Below are 15150 nucleotides of genomic sequence, written 5' to 3' on the forward strand. Positions count from 1 at the left end.
CGCTGCCCGGCCCGCGGGAGCTGCTGGCACGGGTGACCGAGGCGCTGGAGCGCTGCCACGCCCGGCTGATCGCGCCGCGCTGGGGGCGGATGCGGGCGCTGCTGGAGGCGGACCTGGGGCGGCGGGCGGTGGCGCTGGTGGACGGCGGGGTGGAGGGCCTGTTCGCCCAGCTGCACGAGGACGTGGTGTGGCGGGAGGGGGAGCTGCTGGTGCACGGCCGGCGCCGGACGGGTTCCGCCTGGACGGTCGAGGCAGGTGGGCACGGTCTGGTGCTGATGCCGTCCGTGTTCGTCTGGCCGGACGTCCTCGTCGACCACTCCCCGCGCGCCGCCGCCTCGATCCGCTACCCGGCGGCCGGGGTCGGGCTGCTCTGGGAACGGCCGAGGCCCTCCTCGGACGGCCTCGTCGCCGTCCTGGGCCGGACCCGCGCGGCGCTGCTGGACGTCCTCGGCGAACCGCTGAGCACCCCCGAACTCGCCGACCGCCTGGGCGTCACCCCGAGCGCCGTCTCCCAGCACCTCGGCGCCCTCCGCGGTGCCGGCCTGGTCACCACCCGCCGCACCGGCCGCACCGCCCTCCACCTCCGCACCGACACCGGCACGGTGCTCCTCGACGGACCCCGGGACCACTGTGGTGATCGAGACGGCTGAACATTGTCGGGGCCGACGCGCAAACCTAGACTCGCTACTCCCGTAAGCAAGCGTCGAACGGAGCGCACCATGCCCAAGGTCACCGCGATCGCCCTGCTCAAGGCGGCCCCCGGCGCCGAGGACAAGGTGCGCGCGCAGGCCCTGTCCCTGGTCGCGCCGTCCCGGGCCGAGCCGGGCAACATCAGCTACCAGGCGTACGTCCACCCCGAGGACCCGAGCGCGTGGCTGGTGTTCGAGGAGTGGGCGGACCGCGCCGCGTTCGAGGCGCACCTGACGAGCCCGCACCTGACCGAGGCGCTCGCGGCCGGCCCGGGCCTGCTGGTCGGCCCGCCCGCCGAGCACGTGTTCACCGCCGCGGAGTGACCGCCGCTCCGCCGCTACGGAGCTACGCGGGCTTCCGGCGGTAGTCCAGCAGGACGTGGGTGGCGAGGCCGAAGAGCAGGCCCCAGAAGGCCGAGCCGATGCCGAAGAGGCTCATGCCGGAGGCGCTGGCGAGGAAGGTGACCACGGCGGAGTCGCGGCCGCGTTCCGCCGTGACGGCCGCGGCGAGGCTGGTCTGCAGGGAGGCGAGCAGCGCGACCCCGGCGATGACCGCGACGAGTTCCTTCGGCAGGCCGGTGAACAGGCTCACCAGGATGCCGCCGAAGCTGCCCACCAGGACGTACAGCACACCGGAGGACATCCCCGCCACGTAGCGGCGGCGCGGGTCCGGGTGGGCCTCGGGGCCCGAGCAGATGGCGGCCGTGATCGCGGCCAGGTTCACGCCGGGGGAGCCGAACGGGGCGAGCAGCGCCGAGACCGCGCCGGTGGAGCCGATCAGCAGCCGGTCGTCGGCGCGGTAGCCGAAGGCCCGCAGCACGCCGAGGCCGGGCGCGTTCTGGGAGGCCAGGGCGACGATCGAGAGCGGGAGCGCCAGCCCGACCAGCGCCGACCAGGAGAACGCGGGCGTCGTCATCACGGGCACCGTCGGCCCGCCCGCGCCCGGGTGCAGTGGCAGTCCGACGGTCAGCGCCGCGAGGACGCCGCCGACCAGCAGCGCCAGCAGCACGGCGTACCGGGGGACGAACCGCTTGGCCAGCAGGAAGGCCGCGAAGCTGCCCACCACCAGCACCGGCGCGCTGTGCACGGCGCCGAAGATCCCGGCGCCGAAGGAGAACAGGATGCCCGCCAGCATCGCGTTCACGATGCCCTCCGGCACCGCGGCGATCAGCTTGCCGAACCAACCGGTCACCCCGAACACCGTCACCACGAGCCCGCTCACCAGGAACGCCCCGATCGCCTCCCGGTACGGGTAGTCGCCCAGGCTGGTCACCAGCAGCGCGGCGCCCGGGGTGGACCAGGCGGTGATCACCGGCGTCCGGGTCCACCAGCTCAGGGCGAAGCCGCTGACCCCGCTGCCGATCGCCACCGCCCAGATCCAGGACGCCGTGTGTGCGGGGTCCAGGTGCCCGGCGGCCGCTGCCGCGAGCACCACCACCAGCGGTCCGGAGAACGACACCGCGACGCAGACCAGACCCGCCACCAGTGCGGACCCGGACACGTCGCGCCGCAGCGTCCGTCGTTCCCCGTTACCGTCCGGCAGCGCCTCAGGTCGGCTCATCAGATCATCGGTCATTCCGGCAGTATCCCGGAGTGCGCTGATCTTCACCTCTTCGAGTGAAGATCGAAAATCGGGACCCTCGGGCCGGTCACCCATCGCTGATGATGCGTCAGGCACGTGGTCGTACGAGCCGCCACCGCTGGGCGGCCGACACCCGATGACGAGGAGAAGCAGGCAGATGGAGAAGCGACTGAAGTCCTGGGGCAACAATCGCGCCGGCCAGCTCGGCGACGGTACCTGGACCGACTTCCGGACGACCGCCACCACCGTCCTGGGGCTCACCAGCGCCGAGGTGGTGAAGATCGCCGCCGGTGGCGGTGACCCGCGCAGCGGCCACGGCCTGGCCCTGCTGACGGACCGGACCGTCCAGTCCTGGGGCGCCAACGGCTCGGGCCAGCTCGGCGACGGCTCGGTGTTCAGCCACAACGCGCCGGGCCAGGTCGTCAACCTGTCCGACGCCACCGACATCGCGGCCGGCGGTGTGCACAGCCTGGCGCTGCTCGCGGATCAGACCGTGGTCGCGTGGGGCAGGAACGACTACGGCCAGCTCGGCAACGGCACCACCACGGACAGCAGCGTCCCGGTCCGGGTGGAGGGCCTGAACAAGGTGATCGCCATCGCCGCCGGCCTCCACCACAGCCTCGCGCTGCGCGAGGACGGCACCGTGTGGGCGTGGGGCTACAACATCAACGGCCAGCTCGGCGACGGCACCTCCACCAGCCGCAACGTCCCGGCCCCGGTCACCGGCCTGGCCGGCGTGACCCGGATCGCGGCCGGCGCCCGCCACAACCTCGCCCTGGCCGGCTCGGCGAGCAGTACGGTCGTGAAGGCCTGGGGCTACAACGCCACCGGCCAGCTCGGCGACAACACCACCATCAACCGCTTCACCCCGGTCGACACCCTGGGCGGCTGGTCGGGTGGCGTCTCGCTGATCGCGGCCGGCGCCTTCCACAGCCTGGCCGTCAGCGACGGCGACCACAAGCTCAGCGCGTGGGGCCAGAACACCTCGGGTCAGATCGGCGACGGGACGACCGACTTCCGGGTCACCCCCGTCCCGGTCCCGGCTCTGACCGGCGTCCAGCTGGTCGTGGCCGGCCGTGAGCACACCGCCGTCCTGCTGGGCGACAGCACGGTGCGCTCCTGGGGCAACAACGGCTCCGGCCAGCTGGGCAACGGCACCACCACCGACAGCAGCACCCCGGTGACCAGCCTCACCGCGCTGACCGGCGTGGACAAGCTCGCCGCCGCGCTCGGCGGCGACTTCACCCTGGCCAACTGACCCCTGGCCGACTGAAAGGACGCGGTGTGGACTCGACCGACCGCCGCACGATCCGGCATCCGCGACCGCCGGGCGTGGACACCCTCCGCTACACCGCGCGGAGCGGACTGGAGGCCGTCCCCGATCCACGCCACCGTGCCATGGTGGCCGGTGTCCTGGCCGCCGGCCTGGTGGACGAGCTGATCGCCCGCACCGAGGGCTTCGACCCGCCCGTGGACCTCGCGCGGGTCCGCGCCACCGCGGATCTGCTCACCGGCGAGTTCGCGGCGTGGGGCGTCACCGTCCCCGCCGCGACCACCCGCAACATCGCGCTGATGCGCGCCCTCATGGTGCCCGTCGCCGACGACGAACTCGCGTTCGCCCTCGATCGCGTCTGGGTGTTCACCACCCACACCGACGACGTGTGCTGCCACGACCCGGCGGAGGCCGCCGCCATCCTGCGGGCCGGGACGTCGCCCGAGCAGGGCGCGTCCTCGCCGAACACCCGGTACATCCGGCACATGTTCGACGAGATCGCGCCGTTCTGCGATCCGACCTTCCTCGCCGTCTTCAAGACCTTCTTCCACAACGCGATCGCCGGCGTCCTCATGGAGGCGGAGTTCACCCCGGAGGCCACCGACGACGTCGACAGCGACTTCGTCCGGGTCTTCAACGGCTTCAGCCAGTTCTGGTTCACCTCACTCCAGTTCACCGACCCCTGCCTGGACGCCCGCCGCGCCCGGGCGTTCTGGGCGGCGGCGCTGAACTCCTGCGTCGCCTTCCTCAACGACGCCAACGACGTGCTGTCCTTCTACAAGGAGGCGGTGCACGGCGAGGACTTCACCGTCAGCCGGATCCACCGCCGCGCGGTGAGCGAGGGCATCCCCTACCTCGCCGCCTACCGCCGGAGCCTGGACGGCGGCGTCGGCGCCTACCGCCGCGTCCTGGAGCTCGCGACCGAGGAGCAGCGCCCGCACCTCGACCGCTACATGACCGGCTTCGCCTACTGGCACTTCCACTGCCGTCGCTACCGGTGGCAGGACGTCTACCCCGGGCTGGCCCAGATCGAGGTCTGATCCGAGGTCTGACCCGGGGTCAGATCCGAGGTCAGCGGGTGTGGTCGGGCCACGGGACGTCGGTGGCCACCGGGGCGGTGTAGTCGACGCCCGGGGCGGAGAAGCCGTACAGCCGCCGGACCTCGGCGTGGAACCACTCGACGTCGGCGAGCTCCGCGACGGTGTCGGTGGTGACCGCCGCCCAGCGCTCGCCGACCGCCGACTGGACGGCCTCGGTGAGCTCCCAGGTGTCCAGCCGGATCCGGCCCTCCTCGTCGAGGGCGAGCGGGGCCGCGCCGGTGAGCTGGTCCCACAGGGTGGCGAGCTGACGGATCGGCGGGACGAGGTCCGCGCCGAGGACGCCGCGCAGCAGCCCGGTGTAGAGCGCGATGCCGGGGATGGCGGTGGAGGACTGGGTGACGGCGGCGCCGTTGACGGAGGTCACGGCCCGCCCGCCGACCGTCTTGGCGAGCCGCTCGTCCAGCGTGCGGGCGGTGGCCTCCAGGTGGGCCTTGGCCGCGCCGATGGTGCCCTGCCGGTAGAGCGCGGCGGTCAGCGGCGAGCCGATGTACGACAGCGCGACGGTGGCGAAGCCCTCGGCGAGCAGGCCCCGGCCGGAGAGGTGGTCGATCCAGCGCTCCCAGTCGGCGCCGCCCATCACGGCCACGGTCTGCTCGACGTCGTCGCCCTCGGCCGGCGCGGTCTCGACCTCCCGGACCTCGGGGACGCCCTGGTCGTCGAAGACCAGGGTCTTGGTGCGGTTGGCCCGGCCGATCGGCTTGAGGACGGAGGCGTACGCGGCGCCGGTGTCCGGGTCGGTGCGCCGGGGCGCGGCGACCGAGTAGACCAGGTAGTCGAGCCGGCCGCCGAACCGCTCCTCGATCAGGTCGGCCACCTGCTGCTTCATGGCGTCGGAGAACGCGTCGCCGTTGAGGAAGACCAGGTCCCGCCCGGCGCCGCGGGCGAGGTCGGCGGTCGCGGCGGTGCGGTACCAGCCGGCCGTGGCGGTGCGGCGCTCGGTGGGCGCCTTCTCGAAGGAGACCGCGATCCCGCGGATGCCGGCCCGCTTGAGCCCGGCGAGCGTGGCCGCCAGGCCGTACCCGGCGGAGGAGCCGATGACCAGCGCCACCGGCCCGGTGCCCGCCGGCTCCTCGGCGGGAACGGAGGCGGGCGCGGGGCAGGCCTCCCACATGTCGGCCACCAGCTGCCGGCAACCCGCCGGGTGGGAGTCCAGGAAGAGGAAGCCCCGGTTGCGGGGGGTGAGAACGCGCTCGGTCACGCTGGCAGTCCTTGGGGGGAGAGGGGTACGGCGACCGTCCGCCGCGTCCGGTCCAGTCTCCGACGGCACGGCGACGGACCGGAGTGACGGCCCACGACAACGATCATGAACCGATCTTGGAGAGTTTCCACCACGCCCCGGACATGTGTCGTACACGCGATCGACCTACAGTCCGCTGTCATGGATCGATCATCACATCGGAAGACACTCCGGCCGCGCGCGTTACAGCGGGTCTGGCCGCTCTGGGCGGCGGTGCTCTGCACGGCGATCGTCTGCGCGCTGGCGGGCCCGCCGGCCGGACGGTCCTTCGCGAGCGGGGTCACCGGCACCACCGACCAGGTGCTCTTCGCCGGCGGCACCGGCGGCTACGGGTGCTACCGCATCCCCGCTCTGGCCCGGACGGCGGCCGGCACCCTGCTCGCCTTCGCCGAGGCCCGCAAGTCGCCCAGCTGCGCCGACCGCCAGGACATCGACCTCGTGGTGCGCCGTTCCACCAACGACGGCCGCACCTGGGGCCCGGTCGAGGTCGTGCTCTCCGGCGGCCCGGGCGACCCCGACCAGCCCTACACCCGGGGCAACGCGGCGCCCGTGGTGGACACCGCCACCGGCCGGATCTTCCTGCTCTCCACCTCCAACCCCGCCACGCCGACCGGCAAGCGGCTGCCCTGGATCCAGCACAGCGACGACGACGGCCGGACCTGGTCCGCCGCCGAGCAGCTGACCTCGACGTTCTCCGGCGCCACCGACGGCTGGTTCGCCACCGGCCCCGGGCACGGCGTCCAGCTCACCCAGGGTGCCCACGCCGGACGGCTGGTCGTCGGGGCGCACCAGGTCCCGTCCAAGGGCGTGGTCTACGCCGGCGTGCTGTACAGCGACGACCACGGCGCCAGCTGGCAGGCCGGCTCGACCCCGAACTCCTACGTGCCGGACCCGGCCGACCCCGGCCAGGCGCTGGTCAACCCCGGCGAGGTCTCCGTCACCGAGCTGCGCGGCGGCGGCGTCTACGCCATGGCCCGCAACCAGATCGGCGGCAGCGCCGACCACCGCACCCGCGCGGTCAGCACCGACGGCGGGACGACGACGCCCGCCGCCACCGTCCTCCCCGGGCTGGTCACCCCGGACGTCCAGGGCTCCGTCCTGGCCCTGAAGCAGACCTGGCAGAGCGCGCCGGGCGACACCCTGCTGTTCTCCGGCCCGGCTGACCCGGTCAGCCGCAAGAAGATGACGGTCCGCTACTCCCTGGACAACGGCAGCACCTGGAAGACCCCGGCGAACGGCCTGATCACCGGCGACGCCTCCGGCTACTCCGACCTGGTCGAGGCCGCGACCGGCGAGATCGGGCTGCTCTACGAGACCGGCACGGCCTTCTCCGCGGACCGGATCCGGTTCCGCGCCCTCACCCCGGCCGCGCTCGGACTGCCCGGCGGCTTCCACGGCACCGGCTCCGACCAGCAGCAGGTCCCCGCCGCGGTCACCACCCCCGACGCGGGCCCGGAGCACGGCGACGCCTACCCGCGCGGCGGCGCGGTGCTCGGCGCCGGCCGCTACAACCAGGGCCTGGTGCTGGACGGCGCCGCGGCCGCCGCGCAGTACGCCGAACTGCCCTGGTCGCGGCCGATCGACCCCGGCGCGGGCGACTTCACCTACACCCTCTGGTTCAAGTACCAGGCCACCGCCGCCACCGCCCAGCAGGTCCTGTTCTGGGGCTACGGCGTCGGCGCCACCGCCCCCCAGGTGTGGCTGCGCGCGCAGCCCGGCCAGGACCGGCTCCAGGCCTGGGTCCAGGGCACCGACGCCGGCACCCCCGTCGCCCTGCCCGACCCGTCCCCGGCGACCGCCTTCGGCGACGGCGCCTGGCACCTGGTGACGCTGTCGCGCACCGGCGGGACCGTCGCCCTCGCCGTCGACGGCGGCACCCCCGCCACCGCCACCGGCGTCACCGGCGCCGTCACCCCGGGCCCGGGCGACCGGTCCACCGGACTGCGGCTGGGCGCCAAGGCCGACACCGGCGCCGGCGACCGCTTCACCGGCTCGCTGGACGAGTTCCGGCTGTACCGCACCGCGCTGACGCCCGCCCAGATCGCCGCGGTGCGCGACACCAACGCGGCGGCCCTGGCGCCCGAGGTCGACACGGCACTCGGGGTGCGGCTGCCCTTCCAGGTCCTGGACGGCGCGGCCGTGCCCGCCCGCACCCCGGTCGCGATCGAGGAGGACGTCTCCGGGCACTGCGCCGACGGCACCCTGCTCGGCGGCAAGCCCGCGCTGGTGGGCGGCCGGGTCGGCGCGAGCGGCATCGACGTCGGCGGCGACCGCCCCGGCGTCCAGCTGCCGTACACGCCGGCCCTCGACGTCGGCGCGGGCGACTTCAGCTACACCCTCTGGTTCAAGTACCAGGCCGGCACCGGCGACCAGGCCCTGCTCTGGGCCTACGGCTCCACCTCCGGCAAGCGCTCGCTGTGGGTGCGCGCACAGCCCTCCCAGGACCGGCTCCTCGCCTGGGTGCAGACCACCACCGACACCGTCTCGGTCGCCCTGCCGGACCCGTCCCCGGCCACCGCCTTCGGCAACGACACCTGGCACCTGATGGCGCTCACCCGCAGCGGCGGCACCGTCCGGCTCAGCGTCGACGGCGGCCCCGGCGCCTCCGTCGACGGGCTCACCGGCTCGCTGACGGCCGGTCCGGAACAGGGCATCGAGGGCCTGCGGGTGGGCGCCAAGCCCACCGGCACCGACGTGCTGACCGGCTCGCTGGACGAGGTCCGGCTCTACCACCGGGCGCTGAGCGCTGCCGAGCTCGCGACGGTCGCCGGCTCGCCGGTCGGCAGCAGCGGCTACTACCCGGCCGACCTGCCCGCGCTCTGGTGGAGCTTCGAGAACCAGTGGACCCAGCAGCACGACGTGGTCCGCCTCGACGACGGGCCGTCCACCCCGGACGGCTCCGCCCACTGCGTCAACGCCCGCGTCGACGGCGGAGCCGCCCTGACCTCGGCCGGCGCCTTCGGCGGCGCGCTCACCCTGGACGGCGCCGACGACGACGTCCGGCTGCCCTATCGCGCCGCGACGGCGCTCGGCGCCGGCGACTTCACCGTCAGCACCGAGGCCCGCTACCAGGCCGAGCCCACCGACCCGGACCAGGTGCTGCTCTGGGCGTACGGGACGGGCGCCGCCGAACGGCAGATCTGGCTGCGGATCCAACCCGCGCAGGACCGGCTCTACGCGGCCTTCGAGACCGACACCGCGACCACCATGGTCACCGCCGTGGACACCTCGGCGGGCACGGCCTTCGGCGACGGGCTCTGGCACCAGCTGGCGCTGCGCCGCTCCGGCGGGCAGCTCCAGATCCTGGTGGACGGCGTGGTGGCGGGCTCGACGGCCGTCCCGGCGGGCTCGGTCACGGTGACCGACGCCTTCGCGGTGAGCGGCTTCGAACTCGGCGCCAAGCCGGACGGCACGGGCCGGTTCACCGGCTCCCTGGACGAGTTCCGGATCCACCGCCGGGCCCTGACCGACCAGGAGCTGGCCGCGGTGCACACCACCAACGCCGACCTCGGCCCGGTCACCGCCGTCCGGCTCGGCTTCGACTCCCTCAGCCCGACCGCCTTCGCCAAGGGCTGACACGGGTGCCGGCGCGGGGGCCCGGCCCGGGGGGCGACCTCCGGGCCGGACCCCCGGCCGGGATGTCCGGTTCGGGCAGTCCACGGAACCTCCACACGGAGGCGGTGCATCCATTAGTCTGGCCGTGACCAGCGAGTTGAGTGATCGTGAGGCCGGGGGACGGCCTTGTCTGGGGGGTACGGCGATGAGCGACTGGGACGACTTCCTCGCGTCGAGCGGGGACACGGACGCGGCGGCCGAGGCGCTGGCCGCCATCGAAGCCGTGGCGGTGGAGGCGGCGCTCGAACTCGAAGCCCAGGAGACCGCGCTGGAGCTCATCGACGGGGAATCGGGCGCCGAGCCGGTGCAGTACACCGACTTCGACTCCCTGATCGCGGCCGAGAGCGACGAGACCTCCGCGCTGTACGCGGCCGAGATCTCGGCGGAGCTCCAGGAGCAGGGGATGGAAGCCGCCCTCGACCTGGTCTCCGACGACGACTCGTACTGATCACACCGATCACACCGATCGTACCGATCGTCACCGAGACCCGTACCGAAGTTCTTTCCCGTGGAAGCCCGTTCCGGTCGGCGCTTCGTGGAGGTGTGATGCCCTCGATCATCCTGGACGCGGAACGGCGCGTCGGAGCCGACCCGGCGCGGGTGCGGGTGGCCGCCGCCGAGGTGCTGCGGCGGCAGGGGTTCCGGCTCGGCGCCGAGTGGGCCACCGTGCTGGAGGCCCAGCGCGGTTCGGCGATGCGCTCCGTCCTGCTGGTGCCGGACGAGGTCCCGGTGGCGGTGCGGATCGACCTCGCGGGCGGCGCCGACGGCTGCACCCTCACCATGCGGGTGTCCGACCGGGCGGTGTCGATGATCGTGGTCGGCGTCCAGGAGCCCTACCGGCTGGCGTTCGAGGCACTGCTGACGGAGCTGGACCGGGCGCTCGGCGGGCTCGATCCGCAGGCCGCCGCGACCGGGTTCCCGGCGCCGCGCTGGTGGTTCCGCAACCAGAACGTCCAGGCCGCCGAACGCGGCCACGCGGTGGGGCAGCGGATCGTCGGCGGCGCGGCCGCGATGATCTCCAGCCGGCTGGGCGGCGGGTCGCAGACCGCCGCGCCCGCCGAGTGGGGCGGCTACGAGCGGGTGGTGTTCACCTCCCCGGCCGGGGTCGCCGTGCTGGAGATGGCCGCCGTGCACGCGCTGCTGACCATCCCGGTGATGATCGGCGCCCGTCCGGGTAACCTGCCGCCGCAACTGGCCGGCCAGGTCCAGGAGTTCGGGGCCTCCGTGGAGGGCCGGCTCGGCGTGCGCGGTCAGGGCAGCCTGCTGATCGAGGTGCCGGAGGCGCAGCGCAAGACCTTCGAGTTCCTGCACCAGCAGTTCGGCATCCGCTCCGGGCTCCCGGTGCGGACCCTCTGCGTGTGCAGCGACTGCCTGCACCCCAAGGTGGTCAACCTGGACCTGCAGCGGCTGCGCCGGCGGAACCGCAACCTCAAGACCCTGGCCTCCCTGGTCACCCTGACCGGGCACGGCGAGCCCAACGCGTTCACCGTGTTCGGGACCGTCTTCCGGCAGGCCAAGCTGGAGCCGGACTTCGTCTGCGCGCGCTGCGAGAGCACGGAGGCGGACGAGCAGCCGGTCACCTTCTGCCCGAAGTGCGGCGAGCTGTGCAAGGACTCCGTGCTGCTCACCTGCGGCAAGTGCGGTGGCGACTACCGGGATCCGGTGCGCGGCCTGGCGATCTGGGAGGCGGCCCGGGAGGTCCCGCCGGCCCAGCCGGCGCCCCTGGCGCAGGCGGTGCCCCCGATACCCCTGTCCAAGCCGGAACCCCCCGTCGCCCCGCACCTGCCGACGCCCCCGCCCCCGCTGACCGTGCCGCCGGCGCCGCCCGCGCCCGCCGCCCCGCCCATGCCGCCGCCCCCGGTGCCGGGCGCGGCCACGGTGAACCACCCGGCGAGCGGTCCGGCGACGGGGCAGTTCGGCCCGCCGCCACCGACCTGGTCGACCCCGGGCTCACCGCCCGGGGCCTGCGCGATCTGCGGCTGGAGCTACCCGGCCCTGTGGCAGATCCAGGTGGTGGACGGCGCGGTCCCCCGGACGCTCACCGTCTGCGCCACGACCCCCCGGTGCTCGCCGCCATCCCTCGCCCCACCCGTCCGGATCCACGCCTGACCGGAAGCCGCCTGACCGGCCCCGCGCGCCGTTCGGCTCACCAGGCGGTGCAGTACCCGCCGGCCTTGATCGCCTCGAAGTTGGCGACGAAGGCGTCGTGGACCGCCGCGTCGTCGATCTTCAGCAGGGTCTCGTCATGGGAGCGCAGGTTCGGGTAGGTGTAGTTGTGGCTCCCGGTGAACACGACCTTGCGGTTGACGGCGCCCTGGTAGCCGCCCTCGATCAGCAGGTACTTGGAGTGGATGCCGATCGTGCGGCTGGTGCCGTCGCCGTTCGGCGCGCTGCCCGCGCAGCGGGCGGTCAGGTCGAACCGGCCGGAGATCGCGTTCTTCACCGCACCGCCGAGGTTGCCGCTCTCGCCGTTGTGCAGCAGCTCGACCCGGCAGCCGGCCTGCTTCAGCCGGACCAGCTTGTCGGCGACCTGGACGCGGGTGAAGGCGTACATCCCGATCCGGATCCGGGTGGCGCCGCCCGCGCAGTCCACGCCGTCCAGCGCCGCGACGACGGTGTCGGTGGAGGCGTCGTCGGCGTAGCCGGTGTTCGCGCTCTCCGGGCGAGGGAAGAAGTACGTCTCGTACGGGCCGGACTGCCGGGTCCGGTAGTAGCCCGCCAGGCCCGGGCCGGAGGCGCCGTAGGCGGCGAGGTCCTGCCAGTACGAGCGGTAGGCGGCGTACAGGCCGGTGCCGGCGTCGGGGATCGTGACGGCGTTGTTGAACAGGTTCTTGCGCTGGCTGCCGGTCAGGTTGGCGGAGGTCTGGAACACCACGTTCTCGGTGCCGCCGACCTTGGAGAACAGGAAGAACTTGTTGTGGTTGATGGCGCCGTCGTCGTCGGGGCCCAGTACCCGGTTGCCGATGCAGCCGCGGTCGGCGGGGCAGGCCAGTACCCAGGAGTCGGCGGTCGGGTCGGTGCCCAGGCCGGTGGGCGCGGCCAGGGTCTGGTACTCGGACCCGGTCGCCTTGGGCGGATTGCTGCCGGGCTCGTAGGCGGGCACGGCGTCCCCGTCGACGATGAGCTTGACCTTCACCCCGCGCTTCCGCGCCGAGATCAGCGCGCCGCTGACGCCGCCGTCGGTGAACAGGTAGATCGAGCCGTTGATCTCCGCCCCGGCCGGGGTGCGGTTGATCAGTGAGATCAGCTGGTTGCGGATGGCGTCCTGGGCGGCGGCGGGCCCGGCCGGATTGTTGAACGTGGCGGTGAGCGCCACCGGGGTGCTGTCGGCGTTCGCCGCCGGCGCGCCCAGCAGTGAGGCGCCCACCAGCAGGGCGGCCGGCCAGGCGATGTAACGGATCCTCATGTCTTCGTCCCCCTCGACGGCTTTTCGACGTGGGACGGAACTCTACGTCAAATGATCATGGAACTCGGTGTCGGGGGCGCGGGTGGGGCGGACCTGGCCTATCGCGTGGACGATGCGGGTGGCCCAGTCGGCCGGGCGGTCGTGGCCGAGCAGGGTGGAGAGCCGGTCCAGTCGGCTGCGGCGTTCCGCCGGGGTGAGGGCCAGCGCGCGGTCCAGGGTGCGGGCCAGGCCGTCCGGTGAGCGCGGGTCGGTGAGCAGGGCCGCGCTGCCGAGTTCGGCGGCGGCGCCGGCGTGCCGGGAGAGCACCAGCACACCGGCCCGGGCGGTCGGTCCGGTGGCGACGGCGGCGGCCTGGGCGGCGATGAACTCCTTGGCGGTCAGGTTCATCCCGTCCTGCAGCGAGGTCACCCAGAACACGTCGGCCGCCAGGTACTGGTCGACCACCTCGGCGGGGGAGAGGCTGTGCGGCAGGTACTCGACCGGCTGCCAGGAATGCTCGCCCCAGGTGCGGTTGACCTCGGCGACCAGCCGCTCCAGCCGGCGGCGGGTGCCGTCGTACGCGGCGATGCCGCTCTCGGGCGGCGGGCAGACCAGCCGGAAGGTCAGCCGTCCGCGCAGCTCCGGCCGCCGGGCGAGCAGCCGGGCGACGGCCTCGACCTTCTGGACGGGGGCCTTGACGTAGTCGAGGCGTTCGACGGAGAGCACCAGCGGGCCGCGGGCCGGACGGCGTGCGGCCGCGCGCTCGCGGGCGAGCGCCTCGACGGCCGGACGGTCGATGCCGAGCGGGTGGACGCCGGTCCGGGGGAGCCGGGGCAGGCCGGCCAGGGTGCGGCGGAAGTGCGCGGCGAAGGCGGCGGTGTGGAACCCGGCCCAGTCGAGGTGGGCGAGTGAGCGGCGCAGTTCGCCGGCGACCGGCAGGGTGGCGAAGACCTCCGGCGGTGGGAACGGCGTGTGGTGGAACAGTCCGAGGCGCAGGTCCGGCCGGGTCCGGCCGAGCAGACCGGGCACCAGCCACAGGTTGTAGTCGTGCAGCCAGACGGTGGCGCCGGGGGCGGCCCGCTCGGCGATGTGCGCGGCGAAGCGGGTGTTGACGGCGCGGTAGTCGCGCCAGGCGGCGGCGTCGAAGCGCTGGCGGTCCGGCTCGGACATCAGCACCGGCCAGAGGGTCTCCTTGCAGGCCCGGTGGAAGTAGCCGGTCCACTGGGCGGCGCTCAGCGGGAGGAGGGAGAGCGGCAGGCCGCCGGCGGGCGGGACGGCGGGCTGGTCGACGGCGGCGGCGACCCACACGCCCGGCAGGCCGTCGGCGAACAGGCTGTTGAGGGTGGGGAGGATGCCGTTGGGGCTGGCCGGCGGCCGCCAGCCGGCCGGGGTCCAGCTGCCCGGCGGCCGGTGGTAGCCGACCACCAGCGCGTGGCCGTGCCGCGGAGGGTCGGCGTTCACCGGGGGCTGGACGTCGCCCTGCTGCTCGTCGGCCGGCGACACCCAGCCCAGTGCGGTGAGGGCGGCCAGGATGCCCCCCGCGCCGGGCCGGTCCGGCCGGTGGACCCGGGAGTCCTCGGGGACGGCGGCGAGCAGCGCGGGCTCGGCACCGGCGACGATCACCCCGTGGGTGCCGAGCCCGTACAGGGACAGGTCGTTGAGGGAGTCCCCGGCGACCAGGATCGACCCGGCCGGCCAGTCGAACTTTCCGGCCAGCACGCGCAGCGCGGCGCCCTTGGAGGCGGCCGGCGGAAGCACGTCGAAGTACCGGTCCGCCGAGTACTGCCAGCCGCAGCCGAGCGCCCGGACCGCGCCGGTGAGCTCCTCGGTGAGCCGGTCGGGCGGCAGGTGGTAGGAGCAGCGGCCGTCCTGCGCCACGCCGTGCTGGTACACGAGCCCGGGGAACCGGGCCAGCGCCGCGCGAACGGCCGCCGGGCCCGGCCAGCCCTCCCGTAACTGCTCCTGGAGGGTCTCGACCGGGGACAGGTCGACCCCGTCGGCGACGGTCGCGCCGACGTCGGCGATGATCCAGCGCGGTCTCGGCACCAGCGGGTCGGTGAGGACCTCGCGCACCGACGGCAGGCCCCGGCCGGTGGCGAACACCACCGTCACCTCGGGGTGGCGGGCCAGCGCGTCGCGCAGCCGGCGCCGCTCCTCGGAGTCGCCGCCCAGCAGCGTGCCGTCGAGATCGGTGACCAGAATCCTCAGCATCCGCCGGACGCTAACACGACAACCCAGCGGAGTGAAGTGTTCACTTCACGTCAAGGCG

Annotated in this window: 11 protein-coding genes; 7 read left to right on the forward strand and 4 right to left on the reverse strand. The window is 74.0% G+C overall.

What is annotated here, in order from left to right; all coding sequences use genetic code 11:
• Nucleotides 1-650: DUF5937 family protein (locus AB0N76_RS27785; protein ID WP_363561557.1), on the forward strand; the 650-nt coding region annotated here is incomplete at its 5' end.
• A 69-nt stretch (nt 651-719) separates the two neighbouring features.
• Nucleotides 720-1013 (forward strand): putative quinol monooxygenase, encoded by a 294-nt coding sequence (locus AB0N76_RS27790; protein WP_363561559.1) that lies wholly within the window; start codon nt 720-722, stop codon nt 1011-1013.
• Between the two features lie 22 nt (nt 1014-1035).
• Here AB0N76_RS27790 and AB0N76_RS27795 read toward each other — a convergent pair whose 3' ends face one another.
• On the reverse strand, nt 1036-2265 hold the full coding sequence (locus AB0N76_RS27795) for a benzoate/H(+) symporter BenE family transporter (protein WP_363561561.1): 1230 nt from the start codon (nt 2263-2265) through the stop codon (nt 1036-1038).
• A gap of 163 nt (nt 2266-2428) precedes the next feature.
• Between AB0N76_RS27795 and AB0N76_RS27800 the strand changes: the two genes are divergently transcribed.
• Together AB0N76_RS27800 and AB0N76_RS27805 are read left to right on the forward strand one after the other, a co-directional pair.
• A complete protein-coding gene (locus tag AB0N76_RS27800; RefSeq protein ID WP_363561563.1) occupies nt 2429-3529 on the forward strand; it encodes a hypothetical protein in 1101 nt (366 codons plus the stop codon).
• 26 nt (nt 3530-3555) lie between these two features.
• Entirely contained in the window at nt 3556-4584 is a 1029-nt protein-coding gene (locus AB0N76_RS27805; protein WP_363561565.1) for a hypothetical protein, read from the forward strand.
• A 31-nt stretch (nt 4585-4615) separates the two neighbouring features.
• On the opposite strand, the gene fabV is transcribed toward AB0N76_RS27805, so the two are convergent.
• Complete coding sequence (gene fabV / locus AB0N76_RS27810; RefSeq protein ID WP_363561567.1) at nt 4616-5842, reverse strand: enoyl-[acyl-carrier-protein] reductase FabV; 1227 nt, start codon at nt 5840-5842, stop codon at nt 4616-4618.
• A gap of 180 nt (nt 5843-6022) precedes the next feature.
• On the opposite strand from fabV, the gene AB0N76_RS27815 reads away from it, so the two are divergent.
• From AB0N76_RS27815 to AB0N76_RS27825, 3 genes are all read left to right on the forward strand, one after another.
• Nucleotides 6023-9457, forward strand: coding sequence for a sialidase family protein (locus AB0N76_RS27815; RefSeq protein WP_363561569.1), 3435 nt, complete (start codon nt 6023-6025; stop codon nt 9455-9457).
• Nucleotides 9458-9641: 184 nt separating this feature from the next.
• Nucleotides 9642-9944, forward strand: coding sequence for a hypothetical protein (locus tag AB0N76_RS27820; protein ID WP_363561571.1), 303 nt, complete (start codon nt 9642-9644; stop codon nt 9942-9944).
• A gap of 98 nt (nt 9945-10042) precedes the next feature.
• Nucleotides 10043-11605, forward strand: coding sequence for a hypothetical protein (locus AB0N76_RS27825; protein WP_363561573.1), 1563 nt, complete (start codon nt 10043-10045; stop codon nt 11603-11605).
• Nucleotides 11606-11642: 37 nt separating this feature from the next.
• Here the strand turns inward: AB0N76_RS27825 and AB0N76_RS27830 are convergent, their stop codons facing one another.
• A complete protein-coding gene (locus tag AB0N76_RS27830; RefSeq protein WP_363561575.1) occupies nt 11643-12902 on the reverse strand; it encodes a phospholipase D-like domain-containing protein in 1260 nt (419 codons plus the stop codon).
• A gap of 42 nt (nt 12903-12944) precedes the next feature.
• Nucleotides 12945-15092 (reverse strand): trehalose-6-phosphate synthase, encoded by a 2148-nt coding sequence (locus AB0N76_RS27835; RefSeq protein WP_363561577.1) that lies wholly within the window; start codon nt 15090-15092, stop codon nt 12945-12947.
• Between the last annotated feature and the right edge of the window lie 58 nt (nt 15093-15150).

This window comes from Kitasatospora sp. NPDC093806 (genome assembly GCF_040683335.1).
Lineage (GTDB): Bacteria > Actinomycetota > Actinomycetes > Streptomycetales > Streptomycetaceae > Kitasatospora.

What these genes read in the sequence shown, in the direction of transcription:
- AB0N76_RS27790 (WP_363561559.1), top strand. Translation starts at nt 720, where the DNA reads ATGCCCAAGGTCACCGCGATCGCCCTGCTCAAGGCGGCCCCCGGCGCC.
- AB0N76_RS27795 (WP_363561561.1), bottom strand. Translation starts at nt 2,265, where the DNA reads ATGACCGATGATCTGATGAGCCGACCTGAGGCGCTGCCGGACGGTAAC.
- AB0N76_RS27800 (WP_363561563.1), top strand. Translation starts at nt 2,429, where the DNA reads ATGGAGAAGCGACTGAAGTCCTGGGGCAACAATCGCGCCGGCCAGCTC.
- AB0N76_RS27815 (WP_363561569.1), top strand. Translation starts at nt 6,023, where the DNA reads ATGGATCGATCATCACATCGGAAGACACTCCGGCCGCGCGCGTTACAG.
- AB0N76_RS27820 (WP_363561571.1), top strand. Translation starts at nt 9,642, where the DNA reads ATGAGCGACTGGGACGACTTCCTCGCGTCGAGCGGGGACACGGACGCG.
- AB0N76_RS27825 (WP_363561573.1), top strand. Translation starts at nt 10,043, where the DNA reads ATGCCCTCGATCATCCTGGACGCGGAACGGCGCGTCGGAGCCGACCCG.
- AB0N76_RS27830 (WP_363561575.1), bottom strand. Translation starts at nt 12,902, where the DNA reads ATGAGGATCCGTTACATCGCCTGGCCGGCCGCCCTGCTGGTGGGCGCC.
- AB0N76_RS27835 (WP_363561577.1), bottom strand. Translation starts at nt 15,092, where the DNA reads ATGCTGAGGATTCTGGTCACCGATCTCGACGGCACGCTGCTGGGCGGC.